This window comes from Brevundimonas sp. SL130 (assembly GCF_026625805.1).
GTDB lineage: Bacteria > Pseudomonadota > Alphaproteobacteria > Caulobacterales > Caulobacteraceae > Brevundimonas.
In genome coordinates this window covers 268,602-285,364 of sequence record NZ_CP113064.1, presented here as the reverse complement: position 1 = coordinate 285,364, position 16,763 = coordinate 268,602, and the positions used below count along the sequence as shown (strand labels likewise).

The 16,763-nt window shown below is 64.8% G+C and carries 14 protein-coding genes and 1 pseudogene; 7 read left to right on the top strand and 8 right to left on the bottom strand.

What is annotated here, in order from left to right; all coding sequences use genetic code 11:
- Positions 1-21: 21 nt before the first annotated feature.
- Both OU998_RS01345 and OU998_RS01340 read right to left on the bottom strand, forming a co-directional pair.
- Positions 22-939: a pirin family protein gene (locus OU998_RS01345; RefSeq protein WP_267515058.1), complete on the bottom strand. Its 918-nt coding sequence runs from the start codon at positions 937-939 to the stop codon at positions 22-24.
- Positions 940-981: 42 nt separating this feature from the next.
- Positions 982-1,470 carry an Lrp/AsnC family transcriptional regulator gene (locus tag OU998_RS01340; protein ID WP_267515057.1) on the bottom strand — a complete coding sequence of 163 codons (489 nt, stop codon included), beginning with the start codon at positions 1,468-1,470 and terminating at the stop codon, positions 982-984.
- Between the two features lie 149 nt (positions 1,471-1,619).
- Between OU998_RS01340 and OU998_RS01335 the strand changes: the two genes are divergently transcribed.
- From OU998_RS01335 to lpdA, 4 genes are all read left to right on the top strand, one after another.
- A complete protein-coding gene (locus tag OU998_RS01335) occupies positions 1,620-2,867 on the top strand; it encodes a thiamine pyrophosphate-dependent enzyme (protein WP_267515056.1) in 1,248 nt (415 codons plus the stop codon).
- 59 nt (positions 2,868-2,926) lie between these two features.
- On the top strand, positions 2,927-3,994 hold the full coding sequence (locus OU998_RS01330; RefSeq protein ID WP_420709825.1) for an alpha-ketoacid dehydrogenase subunit beta: 1,068 nt from the start codon (positions 2,927-2,929) through the stop codon (positions 3,992-3,994).
- 1 nt (position 3,995) lies between these two features.
- The gene (locus OU998_RS01325; protein ID WP_267515054.1) at positions 3,996-5,675 is read left to right on the top strand and encodes a 2-oxo acid dehydrogenase subunit E2; all 1,680 of its coding nucleotides are present in this window, start codon (positions 3,996-3,998) and stop codon (positions 5,673-5,675) included.
- 174 nt (positions 5,676-5,849) lie between these two features.
- A complete protein-coding gene (gene lpdA, locus OU998_RS01320; RefSeq protein ID WP_267515053.1) occupies positions 5,850-7,265 on the top strand; it encodes a dihydrolipoyl dehydrogenase in 1,416 nt (471 codons plus the stop codon).
- A 396-nt stretch (positions 7,266-7,661) separates the two neighbouring features.
- On the opposite strand, the pseudogene OU998_RS01315 reads toward lpdA, so the two are convergent.
- From OU998_RS01315 to OU998_RS01305, 3 genes and pseudogenes are all read right to left on the bottom strand, one after another.
- Positions 7,662-8,132 (bottom strand): annotated as a pseudogene (locus OU998_RS01315) (TCP-1/cpn60 chaperonin family protein); the annotation flags it as partial.
- Between the two features lie 372 nt (positions 8,133-8,504).
- On the bottom strand, positions 8,505-8,705 hold the full coding sequence (locus OU998_RS01310) for a hypothetical protein (RefSeq protein WP_267515052.1): 201 nt from the start codon (positions 8,703-8,705) through the stop codon (positions 8,505-8,507).
- 195 nt (positions 8,706-8,900) lie between these two features.
- Positions 8,901-9,086, bottom strand: a complete 186-nt coding sequence (locus OU998_RS01305; RefSeq protein WP_267515051.1) for a class IIb bacteriocin, lactobin A/cerein 7B family — start codon at positions 9,084-9,086, stop codon at positions 8,901-8,903.
- Positions 9,087-9,210: 124 nt separating this feature from the next.
- Here OU998_RS01305 and OU998_RS01300 point away from each other — a divergent pair, with 124 nt between their 5' ends.
- The gene (locus OU998_RS01300; protein ID WP_267515050.1) at positions 9,211-10,452 is read left to right on the top strand and encodes an HlyD family secretion protein; all 1,242 of its coding nucleotides are present in this window, start codon (positions 9,211-9,213) and stop codon (positions 10,450-10,452) included.
- Complete coding sequence (locus OU998_RS01295) at positions 10,413-12,596, top strand: peptidase domain-containing ABC transporter (protein ID WP_324287972.1); 2,184 nt, start codon at positions 10,413-10,415, stop codon at positions 12,594-12,596. The genes OU998_RS01300 and OU998_RS01295 overlap by 40 nt, the downstream gene beginning before the upstream one ends.
- A gap of 105 nt (positions 12,597-12,701) precedes the next feature.
- Here the strand turns inward: OU998_RS01295 and groL are convergent, their stop codons facing one another.
- Both groL and groES read right to left on the bottom strand, forming a co-directional pair.
- Positions 12,702-14,345 (bottom strand): chaperonin GroEL, encoded by a 1,644-nt coding sequence (gene groL / locus OU998_RS01290; protein WP_008264422.1) that lies wholly within the window; start codon positions 14,343-14,345, stop codon positions 12,702-12,704.
- 118 nt (positions 14,346-14,463) lie between these two features.
- Positions 14,464-14,751: a co-chaperone GroES gene (gene groES / locus OU998_RS01285; RefSeq protein ID WP_008259448.1), complete on the bottom strand. Its 288-nt coding sequence runs from the start codon at positions 14,749-14,751 to the stop codon at positions 14,464-14,466.
- Between the two features lie 302 nt (positions 14,752-15,053).
- On the opposite strand from groES, the gene OU998_RS01280 reads away from it, so the two are divergent.
- Positions 15,054-15,482 (top strand): hypothetical protein, encoded by a 429-nt coding sequence (locus OU998_RS01280; RefSeq protein ID WP_267515049.1) that lies wholly within the window; start codon positions 15,054-15,056, stop codon positions 15,480-15,482.
- A 43-nt stretch (positions 15,483-15,525) separates the two neighbouring features.
- Here the strand turns inward: OU998_RS01280 and zigA are convergent, their stop codons facing one another.
- Entirely contained in the window at positions 15,526-16,746 is a 1,221-nt protein-coding gene (zigA, locus tag OU998_RS01275; protein ID WP_267515048.1) for a zinc metallochaperone GTPase ZigA, read from the bottom strand.
- Between the last annotated feature and the right edge of the window lie 17 nt (positions 16,747-16,763).

The window sequence follows — 16,763 nt, the reverse complement described above, 5'->3', positions numbered from 1 at the left end:
CCCATGAAGGGGAGGGAGAAATCATACCGGATCGGTGGGCGGAGGCGGAGCCTTGGCGGGCTCTTCCGGCAGGGGGATGAACTCCAGATCGTCCTCGCTGGGCAGCGCCATCCGACCGGCCTTCCAGTCGGCCTTGGCCTGATCGATGCGGGCCTGGCTGGAGGCGACGAAATTCCACCAGATCAGCCGTTCGCCGATCGGTTCGCCGCCCAGGACCATGACAGTGGACTGGACCAGGGCCTTGACGGTCGGCTCGGCCGTCGGCTCCAGCACGATCATCTGGCCTTCGTGGAAGGTGCGGTCGCCGACCTCGATGGAGCCCTTGGCCACGAACAGGGCGCGCTCGCTCATGCCGCCAGCGCCCTTGCCGGGCGGGGGCGCGGTGCGGACGCCGGGCTGAAGCTCCCAGTGGACATAGAAGAGCGGCGAAGACACCGGCGCGCCGGCCTTGGCGCCGTAAGCCTCGCCCGCCACCAGACGCGCGAACAGGCCGCCGTTCTCGTAGGCAGGCTGGGCGTCCTCATCCAGGTGATGGAAGGCGGGATCGATCTCCTCGGCCTCGTCGGGCAGGGCGACCCAGGCCTGCATCCCGTGCATCGGCCCGCCCTGGCTGCGCTTCAGCGGATCGGTGCGCTCGGAATGGACGATGCCCTTGCCGGCGGTCATCCAGTTCACCTCGCCGGGGCGGATGGCCTGGTTATAGCCGAGGTTGTCATGGTGCATGATCTCGCCCTCGAACAGATAGGTGAGGGTCGACAGGCCGATGTGCGGATGCGGCCGCACGTCGATGGCCGTGGCGCCCGGCGCGAACTCGGCCGGCCCCATCTGGTCCAGGAAGATGAACGGTCCCACCATCCGGCGCGAATGGAAGGGCAGGACGCGGCCGACCTCGAACCCGCCCAGGTCCTTGCGGCGCGCGTCGATCACCAGTTCGATCATGATTTCGGCATCCCCTTCGGCGGAAGAGGCCGCCGAACGGTCTTATCCGACGTGAGGGGTGACTATGCCAAGAGGCAGGGCGGTCACATTCTTCACGCCGCGCGTGACGATATGGCTCTCGCAGTCCGAGACGATGCCCAGGGCCAGCAGCTTCTCGCGCAGGAATTTGTCAAAGGCGTGCATGTCGGACGTGATGATCCGCAGCACATAGTCCTCGCGCCCCGTAATGGTGGCGCACTGGACCACTTCCGGCCATTTGGCGACGGCGGCTTCAAACACGTCCAGGTTCTCGGCCGACGGCAGCATCAGTTTGACGATGGCGTAGACCTCGAAGTCCAGGCCCAGAAGTTGCGCGTTCAACAGGGTGACGCGCTTGGTGATCAGGCCGGAATCCTCCAGCCGTTTGATCCGGCGCCAGCAGGGCGAAGCCGACAGACCGACCCGGTCTGCGACCTCCGCGACCGACAGGCCGGCGTCTTGTTGCAGGATATCCAGGATCCGAGCGTCGATGGGATCGAGTTCGTCCGCCAATGCGTTTCTCCGATTAACAGTATGGCGAAATAAAATACCCTAAATCGGGATTTCGCAAGGTCAAATTGAGCGAGCACCTGCTTAGGCGCCGTGTTATCAAACGTCCAGAGGAAACACGGACGGACCCCCGAACGGACATGGACGCCCGCATGAACGACAAATTGAACCAAAAGAACAGCCGCCCGTTGTCGCTGCGCGTACCTGAGCCTTCGGGCCGACCGGGTGATGCGGCGGACTTCAGCCATCTGTTGATGGACCCCGCCGGCGTGGTCGAACGGCCTGAGGTCGGGACGACGCCGTATGAGATGCGCGATCACGCCTTCCGGCTGATCCGGGTGCTGGACGATGAAGGACAGGCCGTCGGTCCGTGGAATCCGCGTCTGGACCCCGAGACCCTGCGTCGCGGCCTGAAGGCCATGATCCTGACCCGCGCCTTCGACGACCGGATGCACCGCGCCCACCGCCAGGGCAAGACCAGCTTCTATATGAAGTGCACCGGCGAAGAGGCCATTGCGGTGGCGCAGGGCATGCTGCTGTCGCGTGAGGATATGGGCTTCCCGACCTATCGCCAGCAGGGGCTGCTGATTGCGCGCGGCTATCCGCTGGTCGAGATGATGAACCAGATCTACTCGAACGCGGCGGACCCGATCAAAGGCCGTCAGCTGCCGATCATGTATTCGGCCAAGGACTATGGCTTCTTCACCATCAGCGGCAATCTGGGCACCCAGGTTCCCCAGGCCGTCGGCTGGGCCATGGCCAGCGCCTATAAGGGCGACGACAAGATCGCCATCAGCTGGATCGGCGACGGCGCCACGGCGGAAGGCGACTTCCACAACGCCCTGACCTTCGCATCCGTCTATCGCGCACCCGTCATTCTGAACATCGTCAACAACCAGTGGGCCATCAGCTCCTTCCAGGGCATCGCCGGCGGGCTGGAGACCACCTTCGCCTCCAAGGCCATCGGCTATGGCCTGCCGGCCCTGCGGGTGGACGGCAACGACTTCCTGGCGGTCTGGGCGGCGACCCAGTGGGCCGAGGAGCGCGCCCGGTCGAACCAGGGGGCGACGGTGATCGAACTGTTCACCTATCGCGGCGCCCCGCACTCGACCTCCGACGATCCCGGCCGCTATCGCCCCGGCGACGAGCACGAGAAATGGCCGCTGGGCGACCCGCTGGACCGTCTGCGCCAGCACCTGACCGTGATTGGCGAATGGGATGACGAGCGTCATGCCGTCGCCCTGCGCGAGGCGGTCGAACAGGTCCGCGCCGCCGGCAAGGAGTCCGAGGCCATCGGCACCCTGGGCCAGTCGCGCCCCAGCGTGAAGACCATGTTCGAAGAGGTCTATGCGACCGAAGACTGGCGGCTGATCGAACAGCGCCGCGAGGTGGGGGTCTGACCATGGCTGAGCAAACCACCTTCACCGACGCCGATCGCAACGACGGCGTCGAGCCGGACATGGTCGACCAGAACGCCGCCCCCGCCTCGGAAGCGACGGGATCCGGCGTGCAGCCGATGAACATGATCCAGGCCCTGAACTCGGCCATCGACGTCAAGATGGGCGAGGACGCCAATGTCCTGTCGTTCGGCGAGGACGCCGGCTATTTCGGCGGGGTCTTCCGCGTCACCGACAAGCTGCAGCAGAAGCACGGCCTGACCCGCAGTTTCGACGCCCCGATCAGCGAATGCGGCATCGTCGCCGCCGCCATCGGCATGGGCGCCTATGGTCTGCGCCCCGTCGTCGAGATCCAGTTCGCCGACTACATCTATCCGGCCTATGACCAGATCGTCTCGGAAGCGGCCAAGATGCGCTATCGCTCGGGCGGCCAGTTCACCAGCCCCATTGTGGTGCGTTCGCCCTACGGCGGCGGCATCTTCGGCGGCCAGACGCACAGCCAGTCGCCGGAAAGCCTGTTCACCCATATCGCCGGGCTGAAGGTCGTCATTCCGTCCAACCCCTATGACGCCAAGGGTCTGTTGATCGCCGCCATCGAGGATGACGACCCGGTCGTCTTCTTCGAGCCGAAGCGCCTCTACAACGGTCCGTTCGACGGCTGGCACGAGAAGCCGGTCTCGCCGTGGAAGGCGCAAGGATTGGCCCAGGTGCCGACCGGCAAATATGTCGAGCCCATCGGCAAGGCGCGGGTCATGCGCGAGGGGAACGACGTCACCATCCTGGCCTATGGCACCATGGTCTGGGTCGCCCTGGCCGGGGCCGAGCACGCCGGCGTGGACGCCGAGGTGATCGACCTGCGCTCGCTCGTGCCGCTGGACATCGAGACCATCGAGGCCAGCGTGAAGAAGACCGGCCGCTGCGTCATCGTACACGAGGCGCCCAAGACCTCGGGCTTCGGCGGCGAACTGTCGGCCCTGGTTCAGGAGCGTTGTTTCTATCACCTGGAGGCGCCCATCGCCCGCGTCACCGGCTGGGACACGCCCTACCCCCATGCTTTCGAATGGGAATATTTCCCCGGGCCGCAACGGGTCGCAGACGCCTTGAAGAGCGTCATGACGGGAGGTCGTTGATATGGGTCGTTTCGTCTTCAAACTGCCCGACGTGGGCGAAGGCACCGCCGAGGCCGAACTGGTCGGCTGGCACGTCAAGGTCGGTGATGTGGTCGCCGAGGACCAGATCGTCGCCGATGTCATGACCGACAAGGCCACCGTCGAGATCACCGCCCCTGTGTCGGGCAAGGTCATCGCCCTGCACGGCGAGCCCGGCACCATGGTTCCCGTGCGCGGACCGCTGGTGGAGTTCGAGGTCGAGGGGGCGGGGAATGCGGAAGACGCGACGGCCCCCTCCCCGGCTTCGCCGGTACTCCCCCCAAGGGGGGGAGATCGCGCGGCATCCAATCCTCCCCCCTTGGGGGAGGTGGCGCCGAAGGCGACGGAGGGGGCTGACGCCGCACCCACCGGCAACTATGTCTTCAAGCTCCCCGACGTCGGCGAAGGCACGGCCGAGGCCGAGCTGGTCGGCTGGCACGTCAAGGTCGGGGATGCGGTCGAGGAAGACCAGATCATCGCCGACATCATGACCGACAAGGCGACGGTCGAGATCACCTCGCCGGTCGCCGGGACCGTGGTCGCCCTGTATGGCGAGGCGGGGCGGCAGGTCCCGGTCGGCGGGCCGCTGGTGGCGTTCGATGTGGCGGGCGTCGGAAATGTCGCCAAGAGCCCCTCCGTCTCTCCGCTTCGCTCCGAGCCACCTCCCCCCGCTTCGCGCGGGGAGGAGACGGTTAAATCTCCCCCTCCTGGGGGGAGCACCCGCGCAGCGGGGGAGGGGGGCAAGTCCGTCGCCCCTGCCCTGACCGGCCGCGCCCCCGGCGAACGCCCGTCCGCATCGCCCGCCGTGCGCAACCGCGCGCGGGATCTGGGTGTGGACCTGACCTTCGTGCCCGGCTCCGGCCCGGCCGGACGGATCACCCACGAGGACCTGGACGGCTTCATCGCGCGCGGCGGCGCCCAGCCGGCGACGGCTCCGGCGGCCAGCTCGACCTTCGCTCGCGCCGAAGGAGCCACCGAGGTCCGCATCATCGGACTGCGCCGCAAGATCGCGGAGAAGATGGCCGAGAGCGTGCGCCGCATTCCCCACATCACCTATGTGGAGGAGATCGACGTCACGGCGCTGGAGGAGCTTCGCGCCCACTTGAACGCCACCAAGAGCAAGGATCAGCCCAAGCTGAACCTGCTGCCCTTCCTCGCCCGCGCCATCGTGGTCGCCCTGCGCGACCAGCCGCAGATCAACGCCCACTATGACGACGAGGCGGGGGTCCTGACCCAGCACGCCCCGGTCCATCTGGGCATCGCCGCCCAGACGCCGAACGGCCTGATGGTGCCAGTGGTCCGCCACGCCGAGGCGCGCGACGCCTGGGATACGGCGCTGGAGATCGCCCGCGTCTCGGGCGCGGCCAAGGACGGCTCGGCAAAACGCGAGGAGCTGTCGGGCTCGACCATCACCATCACCTCGCTGGGCGCCCTGGGCGGGGTGGTCCACACCCCGATCATCAACCACCCCGAGGTCGCCATCGTCGGCCCCAACAAGATCGCCGAACGGGTCGTGGTCCGCGACGGCCAGATGGTGGTGCGTAAGATGATGAACCTGTCGTCCAGCTTCGATCACCGGATCGTGGACGGGCATGATGCGGCGGTGTTCGTCCAGCGGATCAAGGGGTTGCTGGAGCAGCCCGCGACCCTGTGGATGGGGTGAGTTTTCTTCCTTCTCCCACGGGGAGAAGGTGGCTCGCGTAGCGAGACGGATGAGGGACCGCCGGTGGGCTAGTTCGCACCACCGCACCCCTCACCCTTTCGCGCAAGGACGACGGCAGGCCGTCGTGCGCTCAAGCCCTCTCCCGCCGGGAGAGGGTGGGATATGACGGAACGAATGATGCAAGTCCTCAAGACCAAAGTCCTGATCATCGGCGCGGGCACCGGCGGCTATGTCGCCGGCATTCGCTGCGGCCAGCTAGGGCTCGACACCGTGCTGGTGGACGGCGGCGACGGCCTGGGCGGGACCTGCCTGAACGTCGGCTGTATTCCGTCCAAGGCCATCATCCATGCGGCGGGCAAGTTCGAGACGGTGGCCAAGGCGGCCGGGTGCGGGACGCTGGGCATCACGGCGGCCAAGCCGGCCATCGACCTGAAACAGACGGTCGCGTGGAAGGACGGGATCGTCCGTAAGCTGAACGCCGGGGTCGCGGCCCTGCTGAAGAAGGCCAAGGTCAGGGTGATCAAGGGCTGGGCGAAGTTCGAGGACGCCAAGACCTGCATCGTCCAGACGGACGACGGCGACATCCGCATCACCGCCGAACACGTCATCCTGGCCACCGGGTCGGAGCCGGTCGAACTGCCCTTCCTGCCCTTCGGCGGCGACGTCATCTCCTCGACCGAGGCGCTGAGCCTGTCGGAGGTTCCGAAGAAGCTGGTCGTCGTCGGCGGCGGCTATATCGGTCTGGAGCTGGGCATCGCCTTCAGGAAGCTGGGGGCCGAGGTGGCCATCGTCGAAATGGCCGAGCGGATCCTGCCCCTCTATGACAAGGCCCTGACCGATCCGGTCGCCAAATGGCTGGAGACGCACGGGGTGGAGCTGCACCTGGGCGCGCGCGCCGGCGGGTTCGGGGAAGGCAGGCTGAACGTCACGACCAAGGACGGCGAGCCGTTGCAGCTGAAGGCCGACAAGGTGCTGGTCACGGTGGGGCGTCGGCCGCGCACCCAGGGCTGGGGTCTGGAGACTATGGGCGTAGCCATGGCCGGGCCGTTCGTGAAGATCGACCAGCGCTGCGCCACCAGCATGAGAAACGTCTGGGCCGTCGGCGACCTGACCGGCGAACCCATGTTGGCCCACAAGGGCTCGGCCCAGGGCGAAGTGGTCGCGGAGATCATTGCCCATTCTTCAGGAAAGGGTGGTCATGACCGGGTGTTCGATCCGGTCGCCATCGCCGCCGTCTGTTTCACCGAGCCGGAGATCGTCTCGGCCGGCCTGGGCCCGAATGATGTCGCGGGCCGCGACGACGTGATCACCAGCGTCTTCCCCTTCGCCGCCATCGGCCGGGCCCTGGCCATCGAGGCGGGCGAGGACGGCGGCTTCGTGCGGGTGATCGCGTCCAAGGCCGATCACCGCATCCTGGGCGTCCAGGCGGTGGGTCAGCATGTGTCGGAGCTGTCCAACAGCTTCGCCCAGATGCTGGAGATGGGGGCGGTGCTGGAGGATGTGGCGGGGACCATCCACGTCCACCCGACCCTGGGCGAGGCCTTCCACGAAGCGTCGCTGCGGGCTCTGGGGCACGCGATCCATATCTGAAGGCCGGGTCCAAACCCCGACTGTCCGGCGACGGACCCGCGCGACCTTCGACGTCAGGCGGCCAGGCGGCTGGGCGGCTGGGCGGCTGGGCGGCTGGGCGGCAGCGAAATGGCGCTGGCACGAAAACAGGGTGACAAAGCGCCAAAAGCGCCAAAAGCGCCATTTGCTGAGAGGGCGACGGGAGTGGGGATTCGATTTTCAAAGACCGTGTGGGGGAGAGTGTCGCACGGTTTTGGAGCGTGGTGGGTTGAGGCGCGACCTCACGCGGTAAAGGCCTGAAAAGACTGGATTCGGGTTGCGGAATTAGGATGGCCGGCGCGGCCTGAGCGACCAAAGAAAAAGGGCGGGACCTTGCGGTCCCGCCCTTCTGCATTTTCAGCCTGAGCTGGAGTGGGCTTAGAAGTCCATGCCGCCCATGCCGCCCATTCCACCCATGTCGGGGGCCGAGGAGCCGCCCTTCTTGGGGGCGTCGGCGACGGCCGCTTCGGTCGTGATCAGGATCGAGGCCACCGAGGCGGCGTCGGTCAGGGCGGTGCGAACCACCTTGGCCGGGTCGATCACGCCCATGGCGACCAGGTCGCCGTACTCTTCCGTCTGGGCGTTGAAGCCGTAGGTGGCGGAGCTGTTTTCCAGCACCTTGCCCACGACGATCGAGCCTTCGACGCCGGCGTTTTCCACGATCTGGCGGATCGGGGCCTGGATGGCGCGACGGATGATGGCGATGCCGGCGGTCTGGTCGGCGTTGTCACCCTTGACGTCGGCCATGATCTTGGAGGCCTTCAGCAGGGCGATGCCGCCGCCGGGAACGATGCCTTCGTCAGCCGCGGCGCGCGTGGCGTTGAGGGCGTCGTCGACGCGGTCCTTCTTTCATTGACCTCGATGGTCGACGAAGAGGGCAGCGCCATCAATCAAAAAGCATCGGTCAGAGACTATCTCTGTACGATGCTTTCCGGACAGCGTCCGAAGCCGTCTATGGCGCGTCAGGAGCTTCGTTCGGGCTGATGGGAAGTGGGGATAAGGATCACCACCAACGGAAGAACGATGAAGCTCGTCCCTCCGGCTACGGCACCTACTTCGGCGGCAGTCATTTCACGCATCTCAGTCCTCCATTGTGATAATCAAGGCTTTATAGTTCATATCTACCTCGAAGTCGTGGTTAAATTCCCAGCTCAGCCAATATCGAATATAGACCAACGCGGGCTGACAATATTAAAATTAATTTCTCATGAACAATATACACTATTTGTCATCCGCTCTATTGTCTCGCAAGGCTTGGTCTTTACCCGCCTCATATCCGATTTGTCGGAATACCGCATAAACGGCTGCCAAACTTAGAACCAGACCAGCAGATGCGGCTACAGTACAGCCATTTACCTCTTCGATCTCGCCCTCATTAAGGAGGCGGAGACCTTCGATGTTGAGTTTAATTGACTCGTTCATCAATATAATCCTTTGAGATTTGCGCATTGTCTTGCAGAGCTTTGTCTTTTCCGGACTGATATCCTGCTTTGTAAAAGCCAGCATATACTAACGCCACAGCAATAGACAATATAGATGCAAACTTGAATACGTAATTAAAAGAGACTTGCTGTAACGTGTTCATTCGTCTAAATCCAAAAAAACGAACGAATTGATCTATTTCTTGTCTCTATTACTTTCGTAGCCATCTCGATGGCCATCTTGATATCCGACATAGGCAACAGCAACTACGACAACAACTATTATAGCAACGGCGGCGACAATGGCTAATGCAGCCCCCCCATTTACTTCGTCAATGTCGCTGTCCGTAAGCTCACGTACGTCCATATCTACAGCCGACATGGTCCCCTCCTAATCTAGAATGCACGATCCAGCTGTCCGGATCACAAATCTAAGGTTGTGTCTGAAACCGCACCCTGTCAAGATCAAAGGGCAAAAATTCTCTCCGCGCAGGTATTCCTAAAGAATGTCAGATTTGTTTCGTAAGGAAGCTATTACTCATGCCACCCGACGCCTCGCAGGCGAGGTGATATTGGCCTCCTCCGTGTCATCCCGCGTCCTCGCAGGGCTGATGTTTGCCGTGATGTTAGGCAGCGCGACGTTTGCAGCCACCGCCTCCTATGCTCGCAAGGAGACGGTCGTCGGCTGGTTGACACCCCAGGCCGGGATGATCCGACTGGCCGCGCGGCAGGGCGGGATCGTCTCCAACGTCTACGTGCGCGAGGGCGACCGTGTCGTCGTCGGGCAACCCATTGCAACCTTGACGTTGTCCTCGGCCCTGGAGGGCGGCGACAGTTTCGAAGCTTTGGCGCGCAGCTTGGACGCGCAGGGCGCGGCAGCCGGATCGCGCGCCGCCGCCGCCCAAGCCGCGCTCGCGGCCGAGCATCGCCAGTTGACCGAGCGCCGCGCCGCCTTGGGCCGCGAACTGGCAGAGACCCGGCGCAACATCGCGCTTCAGGCGGAGCGCCTGACGCTGGCCCGCGCCGAGGTGAACCGCGCAGAGACCATCGCCGCGCAAGGGTTCCTGCCCCGCCGCGAACTGGAAGCCCGTCGATCCGCCGAGTTGTCCGTACAGCAGGAGGCCTCGACCCTGTCGTCACAGGCCTTGAGCTATGAGCGGCAGATCGGCGAGGTGGACGCGCGTCTGGCCGCCATTCCAATCGATATTCAGGCCGCTCGCGCCGAGGCCGCCTCGACCCACGCGGGTCTGGACCAGCAGGCGACCCAGGCTGAGGCGCAAGGCCGCTATGTCGTCGTCGCCACTGTGGCGGGGCGGGTCGCGGCCCTGCCGGTGGATGCGGGCCAGACCGTGGCGCCGGGCGCCGCCGTGGCGGTGCTGACCGCCGGGGACTCAGCCTTGGAGGCCGAACTCTACGCCCCGTCACGGGCGGCCGGGTTCGTCAAAGCGGGTCAGGAGGTCCGGCTGCTTTACCAGGCCTTTCCCCATCAGAAATTCGGTACCGGACAGGGCGTAGTAACCTCGGTCTCGCGCACCGTCCTGGCCCCGACCGAGATCGCCATTCCTGGACTGCAGGTCCAGGAGCCGGTGTTCCGCGTGCGGGTCAAGCTAGCCCGAGACAGCGTCGAGGCCTATGGCCAGGCCCTGCCGCTGCAACCCGGAATGCTGTTGAGCGCGGACGTCGTCATCGACCGCCGTACGCTGTTGGAATGGTTGCTGGACCCCCTCTACGCCGCCGGACGCCGATGATGAAGATTCCAGCGGAACTAAACTTCGCCCGTCGCCGACGCCTGCCCATCATTCAGGGAGCCGAGGCGGCCGAATGCGGCCTGGCCTGTATGGCCATGGTGGCCCGCTATCACGGCCATGACGTCGATCTGAACGGTCTGCGCCAGCGGTTCACCCTGTCGATGTCGGGCGCGACCTTGCGCAGCATCATGGGGTTCGCCGACAGTCTGGGGTTCGCGCCGCGGGCCCTGAAAGTCGAGCTGTCGGCGCTCAACAAGGTGCGGCTGCCGGCCATCCTGCACTGGGATCTGAATCATTTCGTGGTGCTGAAGTCGGTGTCCGGAACCAAGGCTGTGGTCCACGACCCAGCCCTCGGCGCGCGGACCTATGCTATCGCCGATCTGTCGAACCATTTCACCGGCGTAGTGCTTGAGCTGACGCCGTCGGCCACCTTCGAAAAGGTTACGGCGCGCGCGCCGATCAAGCTGACCAGCCTGTGGTCCAGGATGGTCGGATTCTGGCCCGCGTTTTTCCAGATTCTCGGCCTGTCATTGGCGTTGCAGGTCGCGGCCTTCGCCATGCCGTTCCAGATGCAATTGGTGGTGGACGAAGGCATTATGCGGTCGGACCGCGACCTGTTGACCGTGCTGGCCATCGGCTTCGGCGCCCTGGTCGTCGTCCAGGTCACGATCGAGGCCTTGCGCGCCTGGGCGCTTCAGGTGTTCGGTCAGATGCTCAGCTTCCAGATGGTCGGCAATCTGGTACGGCACATGATCCGCCTGCCCAGCGACTGGTTCGAGAAGCGCCATGTAGGAGACATCCTCTCGCGCATCGGCTCGGCCTCGGCAATCCAGGACGTGCTGACGCGCGGGGTAATCGCGGCCCTTATCGACGGACTAATGGCGGTCGTCGCAATCGTCATCCTGTTGCTGTATTCGCCGACCTTGACGGCGGTCGTGGTCGGAGCAGTGGCGATCAACCTGGGTCTCGCCTTCGCTCTGTTCCCGGCCATGAGGGCCCGCACCGAAGAACAGATCGTCGAAAGCGCCCGCGAGCAGTCCCACATCATGGAGACCGTGCGCGCCGCGACCACGATCAAGATCATGGGCCGCGAGGCCGAACGCGAGAGTTCGTGGCGCAATCTCTACGCCAATGCAATCAACGCCGCCGTCTCTGTCGGCAAGTTCCAGATCTCCCTGACCTTCACCCAAGGGCTGGTGACAGGGCTACAGACGGTGATCGTCATCTATCTGGGCGCACGAACGATTTTGGCAGGCGATGGGTTCTCGGTCGGGATGCTGTTCGCCTTCCTGTCATTCCGCCAGACCTTCACGGATCGGGCCAACGCCTTGATCAATCAAGCGATACAGTTCCGTTTCCTGAACCTGCATCTGGAGCGGCTGTCAGACATCGTGATCGCCGAAGTGGAGACCTCTTCGGCCGCCGCCCCGCCGCGCCTGGATGTCCGCGGCGCCATGAGTCTGCGGGACATCGACTTCCGCTACGGCGCCGCCGACCGCGCAATTCTGCAAGGCCTCAATCTGGAGGTCCGACCGGGGGAGTTCCTGGCCATTACCGGCGCGTCCGGTGGGGGCAAGACGACCCTGTTGAAGCTGATGCTGGGCCTGCGCCATCCCACCGGCGGCGCCATCACTTTGGACGGACAGACGGCGACGCCCGATCTCTGGCGGGCCTGGCGCGAGCAGGTCGGGGTGGTGGCTCAGGACGACCGGCTGCTGTCGGGCACCATCGCCGACAATATCGCCTTCTTCGATCCCGACCTCGATATGGTCCGTGTCCAGCAAGCCGCCTATGCCGCTCAGGTGCACGAGGACATTGTGCGGATGCCGATGCAATATCTGTCCCTCGTCGGCGACATGGGCTCGACCCTGTCAGGCGGGCAGAAGCAGCGTGTCCTGCTGGCGCGAGCGCTGTATCGCCAACCGCGCATCCTGATCCTAGACGAAGGCACTGCCAATCTTGACGTCTCGACCGAGGAAATCATCGCCGATCTGATTGCGCAGCTGCCGATCACCCGCATCGTCGTCGCCCATCGGCCGGCATTGTTGAGGCGCGCGGATCGGTTGCTGGTCGTCCAAGACGGCGGGCTGGTGGAACAGAGGCCCGGCACTCGGGCGACGGCGCCGGAAATGGCGCAGGCCTGACGCCTTAGTTCCTATACAACAAAAAGGGCGGGACCTTACGGTCCCGCCCTTCTGCATTTTCAGCCTGGAGTGACTTGGATCCTCGGGTCGAGCCCGAGGACAAGCTTAGAAGTCCATGCCGCCCATGCCGCCCATTCCACCCATGTCGGGGGCCGAGGAGCCGCCCTTCTTGGGGGCGTCGGCGACGGCCGCTTCGGTCGTGATCAGGATCGAGGCCACCGAGGCGGCGTCGGTCAGGGCGGTGCGAACCACCTTGGCCGGGTCGATCACGCCCATGGCGACCAGGTCGCCGTACTCTTCCGTCTGGGCGTTGAAGCCGTAGGTGGCGGAGCTGTTTTCCAGCACCTTGCCCACGACGATCGAGCCTTCGACGCCGGCGTTTTCCACGATCTGGCGGATCGGGGCCTGGATGGCGCGACGGATGATGGCGATGCCGGCGGTCTGGTCGGCGTTGTCGCCGGTCAGGCCGTCAAGCGCCTTGGTCGCCTTCAGCAGGGCAATGCCGCCGCCGGGGACGATGCCTTCTTCAACGGCTGCACGCGTGGCGTTCAGGGCGTCGTCGACGCGGTCTTTCTTTTCCTTCACTTCGACTTCGGTCGAGCCGCCGACGCGGATGACGGCGACGCCGCCGGCCAGCTTGGCCAGACGTTCCTGCAGCTTTTCCTTGTCGTAGTCCGAGGTGGTGTCCTCGATCTGGCGCTTGATCTGGCCGATGCGGGCCTCGATCTCTTCCTTGCCGCCAACGCCGTCCACGATGGTGGTGTCGTCCTTGGTGATCGTGACCTTCTTGGCCTTGCCGAGCATGTCGATCGTGACGTTCTCAAGCTTGATGCCCAGGTCTTCCGAGATGACCTGGCCGCCGGTCAGGATGGCGATGTCTTCCAGCATGGCCTTGCGGCGATCGCCGAAGCCCGGAGCCTTGACGGCGGCGACGCGCAGGCCGCCCCGCAGCTTGTTGACCACCAGGGTGGCCAGGGCCTCGCCTTCGATGTCCTCGGCGATGATCACCAGCGGACGGCCCGATTGCACGACGGCTTCCAGGATCGGCAGCATGGCCTGCAGCGACGACAGCTTCTTCTCGAACAACAGGATCAGAGGCTCTTCGAGTTGAACCTCCATCTTGTCGGCGTTGGTGATGAAGTAAGGGCTCAGGTAGCCGCGGTCGAACTGCATGCCTTCGACGACGTCCAGCTCGGTCTCGGCGGTCTTGGCTTCTTCAACCGTGATGACGCCTTCGTTGCCGACCTTGGCCATGGCCTTGGCGATCATTTCGCCGACTTCAGCGTCGCCGTTGGCCGAGATGGTGCCGACCTGGGCGATCTCGGAGTTGTTCTCGACCTTCTTGGCCGAGGCCTTGATGTCGGCGAGGACAGCGGTGACGGCCTTGTCGATGCCGCGCTTCAGATCCATCGGGTTCATGCCGGCGGCGACGGCCTTGAGGCCTTCCTGCACGATCGATTGCGCCAGGACGGTTGCGGTGGTGGTGCCGTCACCCGCCTTGTCGTTCGTCTTCGAAGCGACTTCGCGGATCATCTGGGCGCCCATGTTCTCGAAGGCGTCTTCCAGCTCGATCTCTTTGGCGACCGACACGCCGTCCTTGGTCGAGCGCGGGGCGCCGAAGGACTTTTGGATCACGACGTTGCGGCCCTTGGGACCGAGCGTCACCTTGACGGCGTTGGCGAGCACGTTGACGCCGCGCAGCATCTTGTCGCGCGCGTCGGTGTTGAACTGTACGATTTTAGCGGCCATGCGGGCAGCTCCTTGAATGAGTGAATGGTGCTAGTGAGCAAGGGGTGAGCGGTAAGGAGCAATGGCTAGCGGCGGGGTCCGCTCACTAGCACTTGGCTCACTTGTCACCCGATCCAGCTCAGCTCAGGACGCCCAGGACGTCCGACTCTTTCATGATGATCAGGTCGTCGCCGTCGATCTTCACTTCCGTGCCCGACCACTTGCCGAACAGGATGCGGTCGCCGGCCTTCAGTTCCAGGGCGTTGACCTTGCCGGATTCGTCACGGACGCCGGGGCCGACGGAGACGACTTCGCCTTCCTGCGGCTTTTCCTTGGCGGTGTCGGGGATGATGATCCCGCCCTTGGTCTTGGATTCTTCTTCAACGCGCTTAACCAGCACGCGGTCGCCGAGCGGACGAAACGCCATCGGTTCTCTCCTTGTGTTCCCCTGAACAGGGGTGACTTGAAAACGGTGGGCCAGCCTTCTCCAGATCGCCGTTTTAGCAGCCGACCAGAGAGAGTGCTAACGCGAGCGGGAGTTAGTCAGAGCCAAGGCCAGCGTCAAGGCGACCCGCCCATCGGGCGTGCGAAACTTCCGCGACAGGTGAACCCCAAATGAACAGCCGGCTCCGGGCCTGTTCAAGCTGGGGCTGGCAGAACCGTCTCAACGCTGGAGCCCGTCCACACCCGGACAGGCGAAACCCGGCCCGAAAATAAAAGGAGACGACCATGTCCAAGATGCTGAAGATCGCCGCCGCCGTCGCCGCCCCGGTCGTAGCCATGACCCTGATGGCCGCCCCGGCCTCGGCCCAGTCGCGAGATCCCGACCGCGACGACACCGCCCGCAACGCCTTGATCGGCGCCGCAGTGGGCGGCCTGGCCGGCGCCCTCTATGGCAATGGCGACGGCAGCTATATCGCCGGCGGCGCCCTGGCCGGCGCGGCGCTCGGCGCCGTGGCGTCCAACCGCGGCTCGGGCTGCGAATATTATCGCGGCGGCCAGTGCTACCGGAACCAGGGCCACTGGGAACGCGATCACGGCATCAACAGCCGGGATTCCCGTTACGAGCAGCGCCGCGACTATCGCGACTATCGTCGGGACCAGCGTTATGACCGCCGGGATGATCGGCGCGACTACCGCTACGACCGCCGCTGGTAGGCGGATGGGATGAAGAAGGGGCGTCCTGCGGGACGCCCCTTTTTTACGCCGCGTCCTGGCGGGGGCCCCAGTGCGGGAAGGGATCCTCGAGCCTGGCCCAACCCTTGGGCCCGCGCTCCATCTCGAACCGGGTCAGCAGGGCGGCGTCGAACATCGAGGTCAGCAGGTCGCGGTTCATATCCTTGCCGATCAGGACGATCTCCTGGCGGCGGTCGCCGTAGGGCTGACGCCAGACCGCCTCGATCGCCTTCAGCCATTCGAGATTGTCGTCAGGCCAGCGCTCGCGCGGGGCCGAGGCCCACCACAGACCGCCCCACTCATGTTCCGTCACCGCCCCCGCCTGGCTCCAGGACCCGACATAGTCCATCCGGCTGGCCAGCCAGAAGAAGCCCTTGGAGCGCCAGACGCCGGGCCATTCGCGGTTCAAAAGATCGTAGAGACGCCGGGGGTGGAACGGCTTGCGCGCCCGATAGACGAAGGTTGAGACCCCATATTCCTCGGTCTCGGGCGTGACCTCGCCACGCAGGGCCTGGGACCAGCCCGCCGCCTGTTCGGCCCGTTCCATCTCGAACAGGCCCGTGCCGATCACCTGATCCAGGGCGACGACGCCCCGCACCGCCTCAAGGATCCGGGCGCGCGGGTTGAACTGGGTCATCATCGCCTTCAGCGTTCCCAACTGGGCCGCCTCCAGCAGGTCGCACTTGTTCAGCACGATGACGTCGGCGAACTCGATCTGGTCGATCAGCAGATTGGCGACCGTGCGTTCGTCATCCTCGCCCAGGTGTTCACCGCGCGCCTTCAGGCTGTCGGTGGAGGGGTAGTCGCGGTGGAAGTTGAAGGCGTCCACCACCGTGACCATGGTGTCGATCCGGGCCAGGTCCGACAGGCTGAAACCCTCCTCGTCGCGGAAGTCGAAGGTGGCGGCGACCGGCATGGGTTCGGAGATCCCGGTGGATTCGATCAGCAGGCAGTCGAACCGACCCTCGCGCGCCAGCTTGCCGACCTCGATCAACAGATCCTCGCGCAGGGTGCAGCAGATACAGCCGTTGGACATCTCCACCAGCCGTTCCTCGGTCCGCGACAGGTCCGCCCCGCCGCCGTCCCGCACCAGGGCGGCGTCGATGTTCACCTCGCTCATGTCGTTGACGATCACCGCCACCCGCAGACCGTCGCGGTTCGACAGAATGTGATTGAGCAGGGTCGTCTTGCCGGCCCCGAGGAAGCCGGACAGGACGGTGACGGGCAGTTTCTTGAACTCGGACACGAAGGCGCTCCACGGAT